At 40.0% G+C, this 15,689-nt stretch carries 16 protein-coding genes; 10 read left to right on the forward strand and 6 right to left on the reverse strand.

Translation table 11 applies throughout. The features are described 5' to 3' along the window. Nucleotides 1-39 precede the first annotated feature (39 nt). The 5 genes from ESV85_RS04615 to ESV85_RS04635 all read left to right on the forward strand — a co-directional run bounded on the left by ESV85_RS04615 (nt 40) and on the right by ESV85_RS04635 (nt 5,748). Nucleotides 40-867 (forward strand): metallophosphoesterase family protein, encoded by an 828-nt coding sequence (locus tag ESV85_RS04615; protein WP_146915219.1) that lies wholly within the window; start codon nt 40-42, stop codon nt 865-867. 219 nt (nt 868-1,086) lie between these two features. Then, nucleotides 1,087-1,680, forward strand: a complete 594-nt coding sequence (locus ESV85_RS04620) for a hypothetical protein (RefSeq protein ID WP_146915221.1) — start codon at nt 1,087-1,089, stop codon at nt 1,678-1,680. A gap of 260 nt (nt 1,681-1,940) precedes the next feature. Next, nucleotides 1,941-3,983, forward strand: a complete 2,043-nt coding sequence (locus ESV85_RS04625; RefSeq protein WP_146915222.1) for a glycoside hydrolase family 3 protein — start codon at nt 1,941-1,943, stop codon at nt 3,981-3,983. A 129-nt stretch (nt 3,984-4,112) separates the two neighbouring features. Then, nucleotides 4,113-5,000, forward strand: coding sequence for a zinc-dependent peptidase (locus ESV85_RS04630; protein ID WP_146915224.1), 888 nt, complete (start codon nt 4,113-4,115; stop codon nt 4,998-5,000). A 292-nt stretch (nt 5,001-5,292) separates the two neighbouring features. Continuing rightward, nucleotides 5,293-5,748, forward strand: coding sequence for a nuclear transport factor 2 family protein (locus ESV85_RS04635; RefSeq protein WP_191321933.1), 456 nt, complete (start codon nt 5,293-5,295; stop codon nt 5,746-5,748). Between the two features lie 36 nt (nt 5,749-5,784). On the opposite strand, the gene ESV85_RS04640 is transcribed toward ESV85_RS04635, so the two are convergent. Together ESV85_RS04640 and ESV85_RS04645 are read right to left on the reverse strand one after the other, a co-directional pair. Continuing rightward, complete coding sequence (locus ESV85_RS04640) at nt 5,785-6,300, reverse strand: hypothetical protein (RefSeq protein WP_223275907.1); 516 nt, start codon at nt 6,298-6,300, stop codon at nt 5,785-5,787. Nucleotides 6,301-6,305: 5 nt separating this feature from the next. Then, on the reverse strand, nt 6,306-7,571 hold the full coding sequence (locus ESV85_RS04645; RefSeq protein ID WP_146915228.1) for a sulfite oxidase: 1,266 nt from the start codon (nt 7,569-7,571) through the stop codon (nt 6,306-6,308). A gap of 264 nt (nt 7,572-7,835) precedes the next feature. Here ESV85_RS04645 and ESV85_RS04650 point away from each other — a divergent pair, with 264 nt between their 5' ends. Both ESV85_RS04650 and ESV85_RS04655 read left to right on the forward strand, forming a co-directional pair. After that, nucleotides 7,836-8,222, forward strand: coding sequence for a DoxX family protein (locus ESV85_RS04650; RefSeq protein WP_146915230.1), 387 nt, complete (start codon nt 7,836-7,838; stop codon nt 8,220-8,222). A 63-nt stretch (nt 8,223-8,285) separates the two neighbouring features. Next, nucleotides 8,286-9,869, forward strand: a complete 1,584-nt coding sequence (locus tag ESV85_RS04655; RefSeq protein ID WP_146915232.1) for a glycoside hydrolase family 43 protein — start codon at nt 8,286-8,288, stop codon at nt 9,867-9,869. A gap of 46 nt (nt 9,870-9,915) precedes the next feature. On the opposite strand, the gene ESV85_RS22445 is transcribed toward ESV85_RS04655, so the two are convergent. From ESV85_RS22445 to ESV85_RS04675, 4 genes are all read right to left on the reverse strand, one after another. Then, a complete protein-coding gene (locus ESV85_RS22445) occupies nt 9,916-10,125 on the reverse strand; it encodes a GDCCVxC domain-containing (seleno)protein (protein WP_146915234.1) in 210 nt (69 codons plus the stop codon). 1 nt (nt 10,126) lies between these two features. Continuing rightward, entirely contained in the window at nt 10,127-10,741 is a 615-nt protein-coding gene (gene merTP / locus ESV85_RS04665) for a mercuric transport protein MerTP (RefSeq protein ID WP_146915236.1), read from the reverse strand. After that, nucleotides 10,738-11,112, reverse strand: a complete 375-nt coding sequence (locus ESV85_RS04670) for an ArsR/SmtB family transcription factor (RefSeq protein ID WP_146915238.1) — start codon at nt 11,110-11,112, stop codon at nt 10,738-10,740. Before ESV85_RS04670 ends, merTP begins: the two co-directional genes overlap by 4 nt. Nucleotides 11,113-11,423: 311 nt before the next feature. Next, complete coding sequence (locus ESV85_RS04675; RefSeq protein ID WP_146915240.1) at nt 11,424-11,933, reverse strand: contractile injection system tape measure protein; 510 nt, start codon at nt 11,931-11,933, stop codon at nt 11,424-11,426. 222 nt (nt 11,934-12,155) lie between these two features. On the opposite strand from ESV85_RS04675, the gene ESV85_RS04680 reads away from it, so the two are divergent. The 3 genes from ESV85_RS04680 (at nt 12,156) to ESV85_RS04690 (ending at nt 15,682) form a co-directional block, all read left to right on the forward strand. After that, on the forward strand, nt 12,156-13,004 hold the full coding sequence (locus ESV85_RS04680; RefSeq protein ID WP_146915241.1) for a bifunctional helix-turn-helix domain-containing protein/methylated-DNA--[protein]-cysteine S-methyltransferase: 849 nt from the start codon (nt 12,156-12,158) through the stop codon (nt 13,002-13,004). 9 nt (nt 13,005-13,013) lie between these two features. After that, on the forward strand, nt 13,014-13,622 hold the full coding sequence (locus tag ESV85_RS04685) for an alpha-ketoglutarate-dependent dioxygenase AlkB family protein (protein ID WP_146915243.1): 609 nt from the start codon (nt 13,014-13,016) through the stop codon (nt 13,620-13,622). 416 nt (nt 13,623-14,038) lie between these two features. After that, nucleotides 14,039-15,682, forward strand: a complete 1,644-nt coding sequence (locus ESV85_RS04690; RefSeq protein ID WP_146915245.1) for a TldD/PmbA family protein — start codon at nt 14,039-14,041, stop codon at nt 15,680-15,682. The last annotated feature ends 7 nt before the right edge of the window (nt 15,683-15,689 follow it).

Consider the following 15,689-nt stretch of genomic DNA (forward strand, 5'->3'; position numbering starts at 1 on the left):
CAAAAACAAGAAACGTATTTTTCAAAATAACTAGCTAGCATGAATAGACGCCCTTTTCTCAAAAACTTATCCCTGCTCGGAAGCGGCTTGGTTACCTTGCCATTGGCGGGGTTTCCTCTTACACTTTCCAAAACTGAGCAGGAGGAAGTTTTTTCACCTGTGTTTAAATTTGTAACCGCTTCAGACGGTCATTTTGGACAAGCAGATACTGATTTTAAGGCCTCCCACCAAAACTTGATACAGGCGATCAAGCGCGAATCAGATGTGGACTTGGTCGTCTTCAATGGGGATTTGATTCACGATGATCCAGTCTTTATGCCTGAAGTGAAGAAAGTATATGATCAGTTGTTACCCCTGAATTACTATGTAGTGAAAGGAAATCATGACAAAGTATCCGATGCCAGATGGCTTGAAATCTGGGGTCAAGCTTCCAATACATTTTTTACGGTCAAGGATGATTACGGAATGATTATTCTCAATTCTTCCAATGAGGCCGGAGATTACCTTTGCGTAGATGTGGATTTTTTACAAACAGCTTTGTCCAAAACCCAAAGCCTAAAGCAGGTGTTCCTCTTTATCCATATTTCGCAGAAAGATTGGACAAGACATGGTGTGGATTGTCAAGGAGTACTCGATCTTATTGCTAGCTATCCGAATGTAAAAGCTACTTTTCATGGGCATGATCATGATGTGGATGGTATCATTTGGAATCAAAAAAAGCCTTACTTCTGGTCAGGTCATTTCGGTGGGAGTTGGGGCAACCCATTTCCGAGCTACAGGATTTGTGAGGTAGATGAACAAGGAAAAACAAGGACTTCCTTAAAACGAGTTTCCGATGGCCTCATTCTAAATTCGCATCAAATTTAAAGCCTTTTTCTTCTCGCAAAAGTGTTCCATTTCAGGTCATTTAGCTTTGATCAAGATTAATAAAGTATTTGGAAGATGGATATCTTAAGGCTGAATTTATAATTAAAATGAAATCAGATTTGCTAGATTGAATTGCCCTCCTAGGAATGCTCAGAAAGCATATCTCACAGTTGGCTTAAATTGATAAATTGAATTTTGCAGTAAAAAAAACGGTAAAGTATGTGGTGGCAGTATCTATTAGTATTTTTTGGTGCACTTCTATTTGATATAGTACCTTTTCCTTTTCTGCCTGCATTTACGATAATGATGTTTTTACAAATCATTTTTCAGCTAAATGTGTGGTGGGTAATAGTGATAGGGGTAGCCGGTTCAGTTTTGGGTAGATATATTCTGCTTTTATATACTCCATTTCTAGCAGGAAAGTATTTGAATACTTCGAAGAATATTGACATTCAATTTCTTGGTGAGAAAATGAATGAGAATAAGTGGAAAGGTCAACTCTTTGTGCTTGCTTATTCGTTGTTGCCGCTTCCTACCACACCACTTTTTCTAGGTGCTGGGATTTCAAAGTTGAAGACTAAATATATTATCCCGGCATTTCTCATCGGCAAGTTTACCAGTGATACCTTAGCATTATTTCTAGGAGAATATGCCGTAGAAAATGCCGAGTCTTTATTGGAGAATGCATTTTCCTTACAATCTATCGCAAGCCTTCTATTAGCCCTGTTTCTACTTTTTTGTTTGTTTTTCATAGACTGGCGAACCCTTATCCAAACCAAAAAACTCGTGTTTAATTTTAAAATACTGAAGTAGTTAGCTCATTCTCATTGTTCAAATAGGCAGTAGAAGGATGATTGAAAATGCTTTCGTTTTACCTGCGAGTTTTGAATTTTACATTTAAGATTCCCGAAATTTTCAATCCCTATTAGTTTCCATTTGGACTTATTGGAAGTCATTTTTTTTTGGTATGTTTAGTTATGCTCCAAAATTCTGAACCCCTAGATTTTAATGGAGGATAATAATCAGAAGACAAAGAATCATTTTGACATAAATAACCCAAAATTAAACCTGTCATGCCCAAGTCAATTAACCTAATCCTCTTATTACTGCTTTTTATTGCGACCGCTTCTATGGGTCAAGGAACCTATAAGTTCCAGCCAAGGATAGAAGCCCGATCTGTTGACATGATTCATCAGGATCAGCTAGAATTTAAAGATCTCAATAAGAATCATAAACTGGATATCTATGAGGATTGGAGGCAGTCGATTGATCTTCGGATAGGGGATCTGCTCAGTCAAATGACCTTGGATGAAAAGGTTGGGATGCTTTTGATCAATACCTTAAATGCCGAGGAATATGGCAGAGTATCTGAAAAAGCGGTTGACTTTATAGAAAATGAAAAGATGACCAGATTCATTTTTAGAAATTCGGTCACTCAAAATCCAGTCAGAACAGGTGGTTCAGGAAATGGATTTGCCGGAGTTCAAATCACTCCATTTGAAGCCGCGCAGTTTATGAATTCGGTACAGGAAATGGCCGAAAGTAGCCGTCTTGGAATACCGCTGATGTTTAAGTCCAATTCAAGGAATCATATGGAATATGATGCAAGAGCAGGGATAAATGTGGAATCTGGAGCATTTTCAGCTTGGCCAAAAGAAAGTGGACTTGCTGCCACCCAAGATTTAGAACTGATTGCTGATTTCGCGAAGATCATGGCAGAAGAATGGACTTCAATTGGACTAAGAGGAATGTACGGATACATGGCTGATCTATCTACCGAGCCACGCTGGTATAGAGTCCACGAGACATTTACTGAAGACAGTAAGCTTGCCTCCGATATCATTTCAGTCTTGGTTAAAAATCTACAGGGCGAAACATTGAATTCGAAAAGTGTGGCTTTAACCATTAAGCATTTTCCTGGTGGTGGTCCACAAGAAGGAGGAGGAGATCCGCATTATGATTTTGGTAAAAATCAGGCCTATCCTGCGAATATGTTTGATTACCATGTCGCGCCATTTAAAGCCGCAATTGAGGCTGGAGCTTCATCAATCATGGCTTATTATGGGATTCCAGTCGGTCAGCCTTACCTCCCAAATAATGTTGGAATGGCGTTTTCGAAGGGTATTTTGACAGATCTTTTAAGAACAAAGCTTGGTTTCAAAGGCTACATCAATTCTGATACGGGTATCATTGGAGATAAAGCTTGGGGATTAGAAGACAAAAGCGTGGAGGAGCAGATTCTAATAGCCATAGAAGCGGGAACAGATATTTTGTCCGGTTTTAATAACAATCAACAACTTCTTGATTTGGTGAATTCTGGTAAGCTCCCTGAGGCTAGAGTTGATTTATCAGTTACAAGACTTTTGAAGGAACAATTTGAGTTGGGATTATTTGAGAATCCATTTGTAGATCCAAATCGGGCCTCCTATTTAATTGGCAATCCGGCTTTTCAAAGAAAAGCTGACCTCGCTCAAAGAAAATCTATCGTGCTACTTCAGAATAAAGATGTACTTCCGCTATCAACTCCTGAAGAAAAAGATTCCTTGAACGTATTCACCATGGGAGTAAATTCAGCTCTTTTCAAAGAAAGTGCATGGTCTGGGATCAAAGCTGTTTCGGGAGATTATGATATATCCAAAGGTGAAAAAATGCCTGTTCCGTCAGAGGATACTGATTATGCTATTATCCGAGTTCATGTGACAAATATTGGAGGTGCAGAGCGAAGGTTTGGTGGTGCTCAGCCTGATGAACTTAATTTTCTGGGATTTTCAGATATGGCCAAATCTAACTCTTGGAAAATCACCCCTTCATTGGAAGATATACAGACCGTCATGCAAAAAGTAGGTCCTGAGAAAACTGTTTTATCAATTGATTTTCGCCAACCTTATGTGCTTGATGAGGCAAGTGGTATTCTAAATTCTGGAGTGATTTTGGCAACCTTTGGGGTAAGTGATGCAGCGGTGATGGATATCCTTACTGGGAAATTTAAGCCAACAGGAAAACTTCCTTTTGCTTTAGCAAATAAGTCTGAAGCTGTAATAACCCAAGATCCAGACGCACCTGGATATCCCGAAAAAGACACCTTATTTCCATTTGGATTCGGTTTGAAATATTAGTTTAAAATTACTGACGGCTATTGATGCCATTTTCATTTTCAAATACGTATGAGGTGAATAAATAAAATCCCGATAACCCAAACCCTTGAACAACTTTTCGTTTTTTAAACCTTCCAAAACAACTTACACTTGGTCACCAAAATTTTAGTAGGGTTATTCATTGCCTTAATCTTGTATTTGCTTTTTCGCCCAAAGAAAATAAAAAGCGGATACGATGCGCCAGAAGTATTTCCAGAGAACTGGAGACTTTACCTGCTTCAGGAAGTGAATTTCTACGCTTCTCTTGACGAAGAGGATAAAGTTACTTTTGAAGCTGATATTTTACGATTTCTGAAGCGGGTGAGAATTACCGGAATCAAAACGGCCGTGGATGATGAGGATCGATTGCTGGTGGCAAGTAGTGCTGTTATCCCGGTTTTCGCCTTTCCCGATTGGGAGTATAGCAGTTTGCATGAAGTACTTTTGTATCCGGATTTGTTCACTGAGAAGTACGATTTTAGTGAGCAAAGTCGGAATATCTCAGGCATGGTAGGAAGCGGGGGAGTAATGCATCATGTGGTGATTTTTTCCAAACCTGCCTTGCATCTGGGTTTTGATAATGCCAGTGACAAAATGAATGTGGGAATCCATGAGTTTGTGCACTTGTTTGATAAGCAGGATGGAGAGATTGATGGTATTCCACATGTAATCATGAAGAATCAGGCAGTGTTGCCATGGCTGCATTTGATCAGCGAGAGTACAAAGGAAATGCTGTCGGGAAGAAGCGATATCAATATCTACGGCGCGACGAATAAGCAGGAGTTTCTGGCGGTAGCAAGTGAGTACTTTTTTGAGCGCCCTAAGCTTTTCAAGGAAAAACATCCTGAATTATACGACGTTCTTTCGGCCGTTTTTCAAACAGATTTGGCCAGCAGCCAGGTTGGTGATAATACCCTGAAGAGAACGATTGGGAGAAATGATCCCTGTCCATGTGGTAGCGGAAAGAAATTTAAGGACTGCTGCATGAGCCATGATTGAATTGGGATTTTAAGTTTTGAAAATTTATGAATATATAAAAAGGAGATGAGGATGTCAGCCTGAGCGAAGTCGAAGGCCCTTGTTACCAATTAATTAAAATTATTGTCCTCGATCCCGATAGCTATACGGGACGCTCGGACTGACAATGTTTTCGGAGAAAAATATAAGCCCTCATGGGTAGTTAATTGCGAACACATGCGTTCGCAATTAAGTTGGACGCATAACTGGATACTGACTAAAATTTGAAATATGGAAATTGAACCCTTAATAAGTATTAATCCTAATGAGTATCATGAAAAAAGTATTACTAATTCTTGCGCTGACATTCTCTTTTGATTGCTTTTCTCAGGAAGTCGAAAAGGCAGAAGTAGCAGCTGTTACCGCTGTGGTCAATCAATTTTTTGAGGCCTTAGAAAAGCAGGATACCGTTTTGCTAAAACAAGTAGCTTCGATGGAAGGGCAAATCTGGACGGTTAATAATACTGTAAGTCCAGCCAGACAGCGAATGAGGTCATTTAGTGATGATTTGAAGACTCTTATTTCCAAAAATTCTTTCCTAGAAACTCCCTTGAGTATGGATGTGAAAATCCATGAAGGAATGGCCATGGCTTGGGTTCCTTATGAATTTAGACTTAATGGGGACTTCTCTCACTGTGGAGTGGATGTCTTTACTTTGGTCAAGAAAGATGATGCATGGAAGATTATCAACCTGACTTATACGATTGATAAAGAAGGTTGCGGAAAATAATTTAGAATTATTAATTCAGGATTTGAATTCAATTACTCACTCCTTCAGCTCATACCAGTCAATTCCAGTAAGCGGAATTCTACGGCCATGTGATTCTTCCGGGGCGTAATTCTCTGCCAAGTAATCCAGAATAATAGCTTCATTTCCACCAAGATCCCACAATCCCTGAGTCTCTTGCATCCATACAATCTTGGAATGCCAGCCTTCACGGTTAAAACGATTTTGAAGAATCAGTGCACTGGAGTGACAGGCAGTACAGTTGGCTTTGACAAGCTCCAGTCCATTCCCTGCAATCAGTCCCGTTTCCACATCTTTGCCATCTACTACCTCAGTACTAAAATCGGCTAATGGTTCAGGGCTAGCTGAGGACAGTTCAGCGCTGGTAGAATTCAATCGGGTAGAGATTTCTGGTAGAAAAACCAACGAAAGCACAAGACCTACCAAGAGAACTACGACTCCTACCAGTCCAGCTACAGACTTAATCAATCCATTGAAAAGTTGATAGTTTTCCTTGTCTGAAGTCTTGGGATTATTGTTTGGAAGATTATTCATGTGCATTAGCTTACTTTCACCGCGATTCTGTGACAGGCATTATTTAGATAGCCTTTAGGATTCCAGCCTGGCATCACCATTGGCTGGGAGATTCCTTGATCGTCAGTTGCTTTTGCCCAGATCTCATAATATCCTGCTTGAGGGAAATCCAGATCTATAGACCACTGTTGCCAAGCCAAACGATTTGCAGGTTTTTTCAAGGAACATGTTCGCCAGGTAGCCCCGAAATCTGTGGTCACTTGCATTTCTTTAATTTCCTGTTCACCAGCCCAAGCATGTCCTCGTACGTTTAATTTTTTCGATTTGTCAAACATCGCCCCGGATTTTGGGTGAGTGATGATCGATTTTACAGGCATGGACTCTATTATTTTCATATCCTCCTCTGGCACCTTATCTCCTGGAGCTATTGGATACTTTGGAACACGATAGGCGTCACCCATCATTTTCTCACCATCATGCACTTTGTTTCTTACCACTAGTTTATGAAGCCACTTGCCAGACACGGAAGCTGGCCAGCCGCCGCAAACCAAGCGAAGTGGGAATCCATGTTGAAGAGGAATATCTTTTCCATTAAGCGCCCAAGCCAGTAATGTTTCGTCTTGCATTGCTTTGGACATAGGAGCACCTCGGGAGATCACAACTTTGTTTGGGTCGCCGTTTAGATGTTTGTCTTTTCCATAATACCCCACATAGACAGCATCAGATTTGATGCCGACATCAGCCAGTACATCTTTCAATCTTACGCCGGTCCATTCTGAACAATACACGGCTCCTTCTTCCCATTGATTTCCAGATGCAGGAGGATAAAAGCCAGCTCGGCCATTCCCACCACATTCAAGAACTAGTTGATAAGTATAGGCTTTGAACTTCTTTTTGAGCTCATCGAGCGTGTATGTTTTTTCCTTGGTGACTGATTCACCACCAATAGTCAAAGTCCAGTTTGCTGCGTCAACATCTTCTGGCATCAGTCCGTTATTTCTGATGAAAATATTGGAAAATGGAGTTACAGCATCATCTAACAGATGTGGCATAGGCTCTACATTCCAAGGCTTTTCATTACGGATAATCATGTCTTTGCTTTTGCCTTTCATAGGATCAAAGTCTGCAGGCAAGCCCACAGGAATATAATCTCTAGGCATACTGGCAGCGTGAACTATATCTGCGCCCAAAACCGTCGCCATTGCTGCTAAGGCACTTTTTTGTAAAAATGCTCGTCTATCTTGGGTATTAGTAGTTTTATTTTTCGAGCTGTTCAAGTCGGATTTTGACATGTCAGGAATAGGTTACAAAGTTATCTATAGATAAAGTAAAGGGTCTTAGTGCTCATTTCCTATCTCTACTCACACTTTTCCATAGGTGGATATGAAAATAATCAAGAAAACCGGAAGGAATCGTATTGAGTACTTTCAGTATTCAATACGAGCAGTTTGATATGCAATTCACTGGTTCGCAAAGCGCCTGTACTTTGTCATTATGCTACCCCGTAGAAAAGTAGGGGAGTATTGATATTTGAGAGTCATTTAAAGCTCGAAAATATGGATGTTACAAAAAGAAACAAGATCATTTTCTGGTCAGCCACTACCTTTATTTTCCTTTTCGAAGGAGTAATGCCAGCACTTACTTCGCAAACTGAATTAGCCAAAGAAGGTGCGCGGCATTTAGGCTACCCCATGTATTTTGGAAATGCTCTGGTGATTTTTAAAGTTTGCGGATCACTGATCCTAATGATTCAAAAATTTCCTAAACGCGTGAAAGAATGGGCATATGCAGGTTTTACCTTTGATTTTATTTTTGCCTGCATTAGCCACTACGCCATAGATGGTTTTGGTTTTCAAACGATATTTCCTCTTATCATTTTGGCGGTTCTAATGGTTTCTTATATCTATTACCACAAACTTAATTCACCCGTAAAAGCCTTTTAAGTCACTCTGCATTTATATCTTTAGCTGTAGACTAAACATCGAAAGACATTGATACAGCAACCATTGCCCCGATTTTTTCAGATTGATAAACTTTATTTCCTATTAATAGCATCCTTCTTTTTCGCTTTTGGCTGCACTACCGAAACTGTTCAGCAGGAAGAAGAAAAGACCTATACAAACCCGGTGATAATGGGGGATTTTCCCGATCCATCTATTATAAGAGTGGAGGATACCTTTTATGCTGTTGGAACAACCAATGATTTTGCTCCAAATTACCCAATTTATGAATCTACTGATTTGGTAAACTGGACTCGAATTGCATCTGTATTTAGCGAGCCTCCTGCTTGGGCAAGTGAAGATTTTTGGGCGCCGGAGTTATTCTACAAAGAAGGTACTTTCTATGTGTACTACACGACTAAACGAAAGGATAACGGAATTGCCTGCATAGGCGTGGCAACTGCAGAAGATATTACCAAGGGATTTACGGATCATGGGATTATTATTGAATGGGGAGAAGAAGCGATCGATGCCTATGTTTTCCAAGATGAGGACGATAAGCTTTATATTTCATGGAAAGCGTATGGATTGACCGAGGGTCGAGATATTGAGATTTTGTCTTCAGAATTAAGCGCTGACGGTTTGAGTTTGGTTGGCGAACACTGGACACTGACTGATTTCACACAAGGATGGACTGGCGCTGGAGATGAAGGACAGTCGATTGTGAAGCGGGGAGAATACTACTACATGTTTTATTCGATTGGTGGTTGCTGTGATAATAAGTGTGACTATCGTGTGATGGTGTCCCGCTCGAAAGATCTTCATGAAGGTTGGGAGCAGTTCCCCGAACCAATTTTGCAAGGTGGAGAAGAATGGCGCTGCCCAGGTCATGGCACGTTGGTGCAGACGGCGGACAACAGAGATTTCTACATGTATCATTCATATAACGCGACGGATTTTGAATTTATAGGAAGACAAGGGATGTTGGATGAGATTGTTTGGGATGAGGAGACCGCTTGGCCTCATTTCAAAAATGGAAATACACCTTCAGAAGAAGCGTTATTGCCTTTTCAGAATACCCAGCAGGAAAAAATTACGAACTGGGAAGATGACTCTTCTTCAGATAAGAATCTTGCTTTTTGGGAATGGGATGTAAAAGTAGCAAAGCCGAATGCGAAACTTGAGAATGGAGAACTGCTGATTTTACCTTCTCATACAGGAGTGAATTTCTTAGGACTTCGTCCAAAAATGGGTGATTATTCCATGGTTACGGAGGTCAAACTTTCTGAATCACAAAATGGAATAGGCGTTTATAGCAATCAAGAGCATGTATTAGCTATTACTACCAGCAATTCTGAAGTGCAGGTGTATAAAATTCAAGAAGGAAATAAGGAAGTATTGGCTAAAGAAAGTAGTACTGGAATTGCATCCATCTTTCTGAAATATGAAGCTCGAGATGGTCGCTACTACAAGTTCTACTGGTCAACGGATGAAACAAACTGGCAGGAGATGAAAATTGGAAACGCTGAGGAGTTCGATGCCTCCTTTATTGCTCAATGGGGTTTCTCCCCAAGAGCAGGATTTATTGTTGACGGGAAAAGTACCTCTCCAGCTGTCTATTCATTTTTGAAAGTAGGGTATGTGAAGTAGGAGTGGGCTGAATGATTTAATTACTGACTGGTCTACCTGAACTTGTTTAAGAACAGCAGCTTTTATTCTCTTGCATAGGAGGGCACATTACAGTCCCATAACTGCAGTACACACAACAGTCTCCCGGTATTGGTTTAATTACACTTTTGCAGTTTTCACATTCGTAAAAGAATTGACAAGCATCTGTGGGCATTTCTTCTTCCTTTTTATGTCCACAGTTTGGGCAGGTAATAATTGATTTTGTTAGTACGTCCATTTCACTTAATATTTGTCTCAATAACTTTATATCCTGTTCCATCAATTGCTTTTTGTATGTCAGCAAGAGTTGTTTTAGAACTGTCAAATTCCACAACCGCATTCTTGTCCTCGTAAGAGGCAGTAGCCACTATTATTCCTGGTAGTTTATTTACTTCGTGTTGTACATGCTCAGCACAACTTGTACATGTCATTCCGTCAATTGAAAATTCAACTTTTTGAATATTCGACTCTTTAACAATGACTATTTCTTTCTCTGATTTTGGATAAAAAATGTGTGCGTAGTCAGGAAATGAAATCATTGTCACTGCAAACAATGTCGCTATTCCTAAGAATGTTTTGGTTTGTATAAATTTCCTTTTCTCATCGGTTGCGCATTCACAGTCAATTTCCTTTTGTGTATCTGTTTCTTTCGGAAATAGTTTTTGATACCAAGCAAAACCAAGGGCTAAAACTGTCAGCCCAATCAAATAAGGTCTAAAAGGATCTACCCAAGAAAATGTTGAAGCAATTCCACTGGTTCCTGCGATTAGAGCTAAAACAGGAGTAATACAGCATAATGAAGCTGTAATTGCAGTTAGCATACCTGCACCAATTATTTTGTTTTCACTTTTCATCCCGGTATTAAGGTTTTGTTGTTGTCTAGGATCTCAAAAAATGGATTTAGGAGCTTTTCATATTCAGGTGTCAGTGAGTAAAAGATCGTTTGGGCTTCTCTCTCAGTTTCTAAAAGATTTCGGTCTTTCATTTTTCTTAAGTGTTGAGAAATAGCGGAAATATTCATTCCCAAAATATCACTCAAATCACAGACGCAAAGTTTTTTTTCCTCAAAGAGTAAGTAAAGTATTTTAAGTCTCACACTATTTCCGGCTAATGAAAGTCCATTTGCTAGGTGGTCAAATGAGTCATTTAAATCCGTAACCGTGTCTTTACAACGATTTATTTGTTCAAAATCAGCCTGCTGCCTTATGCAAGAATTGTTTCCCATAGCACAAGGTTACATTTACTCCTTATTTAAGCAAATACTTAAATACAAAATTGTGATTAGAAGGCCGAAGAGAAAATATTCATAATCGGGTGTTAATCTGAGTCTTTGATTCCTCGGCATATCAGCTTGGCAGCAATACAAGTTGAAAATACGGATGAGTTCGAGGTTTCCTTTATTGCTCAATGGGGTTTCTCGCCAAGAGTAGGATTTAGTGTCGATGGGCAAAGTTCCAAGTCGGCTAGCTATTCGTTCTTTAAAGTTTGGTATGTGAAGAAGAGTTAAATAAGAATAAGAGATTTGGTTTCATTTATTCAATACTCCCAGTCCACATGAATAGGCTTTTCCATCCAAGGAAACATAATGATCGAAAAAGAGAAAGGAGCTTGGTTAATCAATACATCAAAGGCTCTTTTTTCTACCCTTAATTCCCAGTGATCTTGGTATTCGGTGAGCAGTCCATCGCGAACCAACCAATTCCCTCTAAAGCCTTCGACCGAAGAATCTCCAATTGCTGGCCAGTGACCAATAACTGCTTTAATAAGCCCCTCAATAAGTTCTGAGTTTTCTTGAGTAATGGAAATAAAAGTTTTTAAAGGAATCGATATAGGTAACCCACAAAGAATCTTATTTAAAGGAAGGAATTCTTCTTCTGCAAATGAGTTACCTGTTGCCAAAAATTGAAGGTATTGAACAGCATCTGATTGGCTATACTCATCAATAAATTTTCCATTTTGAATAAGCCCAAGTCGCTCAAATAGGGTTGGGAAAAAGGTATTTAGTAAAACTAGTCCTGTATTTCTTACGGCTATTGCTTGATTCATAAATTAGGTTTTTGAGGTTCTTGTGAAATCTTACTTAGGTAAGCTACAATTTCTTAATAAAATTGTTTCTGTTTGAAAAATCAGCTTTGGCGTAGATTCATTTTAGTGAAATAGATAATTGGCTTTTTATAATGATTAGGATTGTATTCCCCAAACACCGCAAGATTCGGGTTTTGCTATTCTATGAATCAACCTACTTTTGGGTAACCTAGCATTTAGATCATGAGCGAAAGCCAGTCCATCAATTACCAGCGTATTGCCGAGGCGATTGTTTATATACAAGCTAATTTCAAAAGCCAACCCTCCTTGGAGGAAATTGCCGCACAAGTACATCTGAGTCCTTTTCACTTCCAGCGCATGTTTAGCGATTGGGCAGGGGTGAGCCCAAAGAAGTTTATGCAGTATCTCAGCGTGGAATATGCTAAGCAGCTTTTGCAAGGTAAGGAAGCTACTCTATTTGAAGCGGCGCAAGAAACCGGACTCTCTGGGACGGGAAGGCTTCATGATTTGTTTGTGAAAATTGAGGGCATGACTCCAGGCGAATTCAAGAATGGGGGAGAGAACCTCCAGATCAATTACAGCTTTGCAGAAAGTCCTTTCGGAGAAATCATAGTGGCTTCTACGCCCAAAGGAATCTGTCACTTGGCCTTTTTCTCAGATCAATCAGAAGGAGAAGCAACCATGAGAACCCGCTTCCCGAATGCGTCTTATCATCGGTTGGTGGATAAAATTCAACAGGAAGCCTTGTATATTTTTCAGCATGATTGGAACAAACTCAATCAGATCAAGTTGCATTTACATGGCACTCCATTTCAATTGAAAGTTTGGGATGCGCTGCTAAAGATCCCAATGGGAAACCTGACTACTTATGGTAGCATAGCTGGAGAAATAGAAAAACCGAAGGCATCCCGAGCCATTGGAACTGCTATCGGGAGTAATCCTGTGGCTTTTCTGATTCCTTGCCATCGAGTGATTCAGTCCAGTGGTAAAATCGGCGGCTACATGTGGGGGAATACCAGGAAGTCTGCAATTATAGGTTGGGAAGCGGCTCAACTAAACGGAGAAGTTTAAGAAACAAAAATGGATTTATTCAATCAGGATTCGGTCAAAGATGTAAATCTGCTTCCCAAAGACGGTACGGTGAATTACTATGGCAAGATTATGCCTACGGCTAAGGCTTTGACCTACCTAGACTATTTGCTGAACCAGATTCAATGGAAGAATGATGTGGCGATTATTTTTGGTAAACGAATAGAAACCAAGCGGAAAGTAGCTTGGTATGCCGAAAAGCCTTTTGAATACACTTATTCCAATAACACCAAAACGGCATTGCCATGGACTAAGGAATTGTTGGAGCTAAAGGAGTTGGTAGAAAAGAAGACGGGGGAAACTTTCAATTCCTGCTTGCTGAATTTATATCACAATGGGAGTGAGGGGATGGCGTGGCATAGCGACGGAGAAATGGATCTAAAAAAAGACGGTGCCATTGCTTCGGTAAGTTTTGGAGCCGACCGGAAATTTGCCTTCAAACATAAAGTAACCAAAGAGACAGTCTCACAGATTTTAGAAAACGGAAGTTTGCTGGTGATGAAAGGAACTACCCAGACACACTGGGTGCATAGACTACCGCCTACAAAGCTGGTTTCTAAACCCAGAGTTAATTTGACTTTCCGGACGATTGTGAAGTGAGGAAAATGTCCTTATTCTATCATCCCTACCCGGAATCAGAATATTAGAGATATTTGACTTTCAATAGCTTATTAATTGGATGAAATTTTGAATACAACTCAATAGATGGTGTGGCGTAATTAAAATCGTATTGATTCCTTAAAGGGCTGTTCCTGATTTTTTAAAGTGATCTTGCTTCCTTCTCTTTATATGACTCCTTTAGCACGCATTCGTCAATTTTAGATTTTTCAGGAGTGTAGGGTTAAAAAAATAGAGTTCTATAATTCTCAACAGGTATAATTCAAGTTGCACCCTTATAATTTACCGAGTCTGTATTTTTATTTTGCATAATCCATGCTTAGCAGTACTTTAATAGAACTATTAAACCCATTATTATCACTAGAAATATAAACCATAAACTTTAACCAGGAGATCAATTGAAAAGAAGAGATTTTATCCACCTTTCCGGGATGGGACTTGGAGCCCTAGCCACGTCCGGACTAGTCATGATGGGAAATCCTGTCTCGGCTGAGCAACTGCTTGAACCAGGAATGGATCGAGCAGCTAAGAAAGTACTAGCTGATATTGCATTAAATGCAGCCCGTTCCAAAGGCGCAACTTATACTGATGTGCGAATCGGCAGATACCTTTCACAAAATTTATTTACACGAGAGAAGAATGTTCAGAATATTTCCAATTCCGAGACATTCGGAGTGGGAATCAGAGTTATCGCAAATGGTACCTGGGGGTTCTCAGCTACTTCAGATGTGTCACCTGATGGAATCAAAACCTGTGCTGAAACCGCTGTAGCTATAGCAAAAGCGAATTCAAAACTTCAAACTGAACCAGTTGTATTGGCCCCCGAGAAAGGTCATGGTGAAGTCACTTGGAATACTCCTATTGTCACCAATCCTATGGAGGTTCCGGTAAAGGAAAAGATAGATTTGCTGTTGCAAGCAAATAATGCTGCGATGGAGAATGGTGCTGCATTTGTCAATTCCGCCATGTTTATGATCAATGAGCAGAAATATTTTGCTTCTACGGATGGTTCATACATAGATCAGGATATCCACAGAATATATCCAACCTTTTCTGTAACTGCAGTAAATAAGGCTTCAGGAGGATTCAGATCCAGACAGGCACTTAGTACTCCTATGGGGATGGGCTATGAATACCTAGACTGCAAGGATAAGGATAGAATCTTGAATCCAGCAGGCTTTATCAGCTACAATAACTCGTATGATATAGTAGAGGATGCCATTTCGGCAGCAAAGCAGGCCAAAGAGAAAATCACAGCAAAATCAGTAGAGCCTGGTAAGTATGATTTGGTTTTGGATCCTGATCACCTAGGATTGACTATTCACGAATCTGTGGGACACCCACTTGAATTGGATCGTGTACTTGGCTATGAAGCAAATTATGCTGGAACTAGCTTCGCTACATTGGACAAGTGGAAAGCTGGTGATTTCAAATACGGTTCAGATATAGTAAACATTTTCGCAGATAAAACGCAGGACTACTCTCTTGGAAAGACAGGGTATGATGACGAAGGGGTGAAATGTAAAGAGTGGGATCTGATCAAAGATGGTGTTTTGGTTAATTATCAAGCAATCAGAGATCAAGTAGGAATCTTGGGAGGAAATGAGTCCAACGGTTGTGCATTTGCAGATAGCTGGAGTTCAGTTCAATTCCAGCGTATGGCAAATGTTTCTTTGAGACCAGGTAAGGAAAAGTTAGGTCCTGCCGACATGATCAAGGATGTAGAAAAAGGTATTTACATCCTGGGAAGAGGATCATTCTCCATTGACCAGCAGCGTTACAACTTCCAGTTTGGAGGAACGGTATTTTACGAAATCAAAGATGGAGAAATTGCAGGTATGCTGGAAGATGTGGCTTATCAGTCAAATACTCAGGAGTTTTGGAATTCCTGTTCCCAGATTTGTGACAAAGATGACTATCGATTTATGGGTACATTCAATGATGGTAAAGGACAGCCTTCACAATCATCAGCAGTATCACATGGTAGTTCCACTACACGTTTTGACGGTGTGAATGTCATCAACACGGGAAGAAATATTTAACCTCAAC

It is taken from the genome of Algoriphagus aquimarinus, assembly GCF_007997215.1.
GTDB classification, from domain to species: domain Bacteria; phylum Bacteroidota; class Bacteroidia; order Cytophagales; family Cyclobacteriaceae; genus Algoriphagus; species Algoriphagus aquimarinus_A.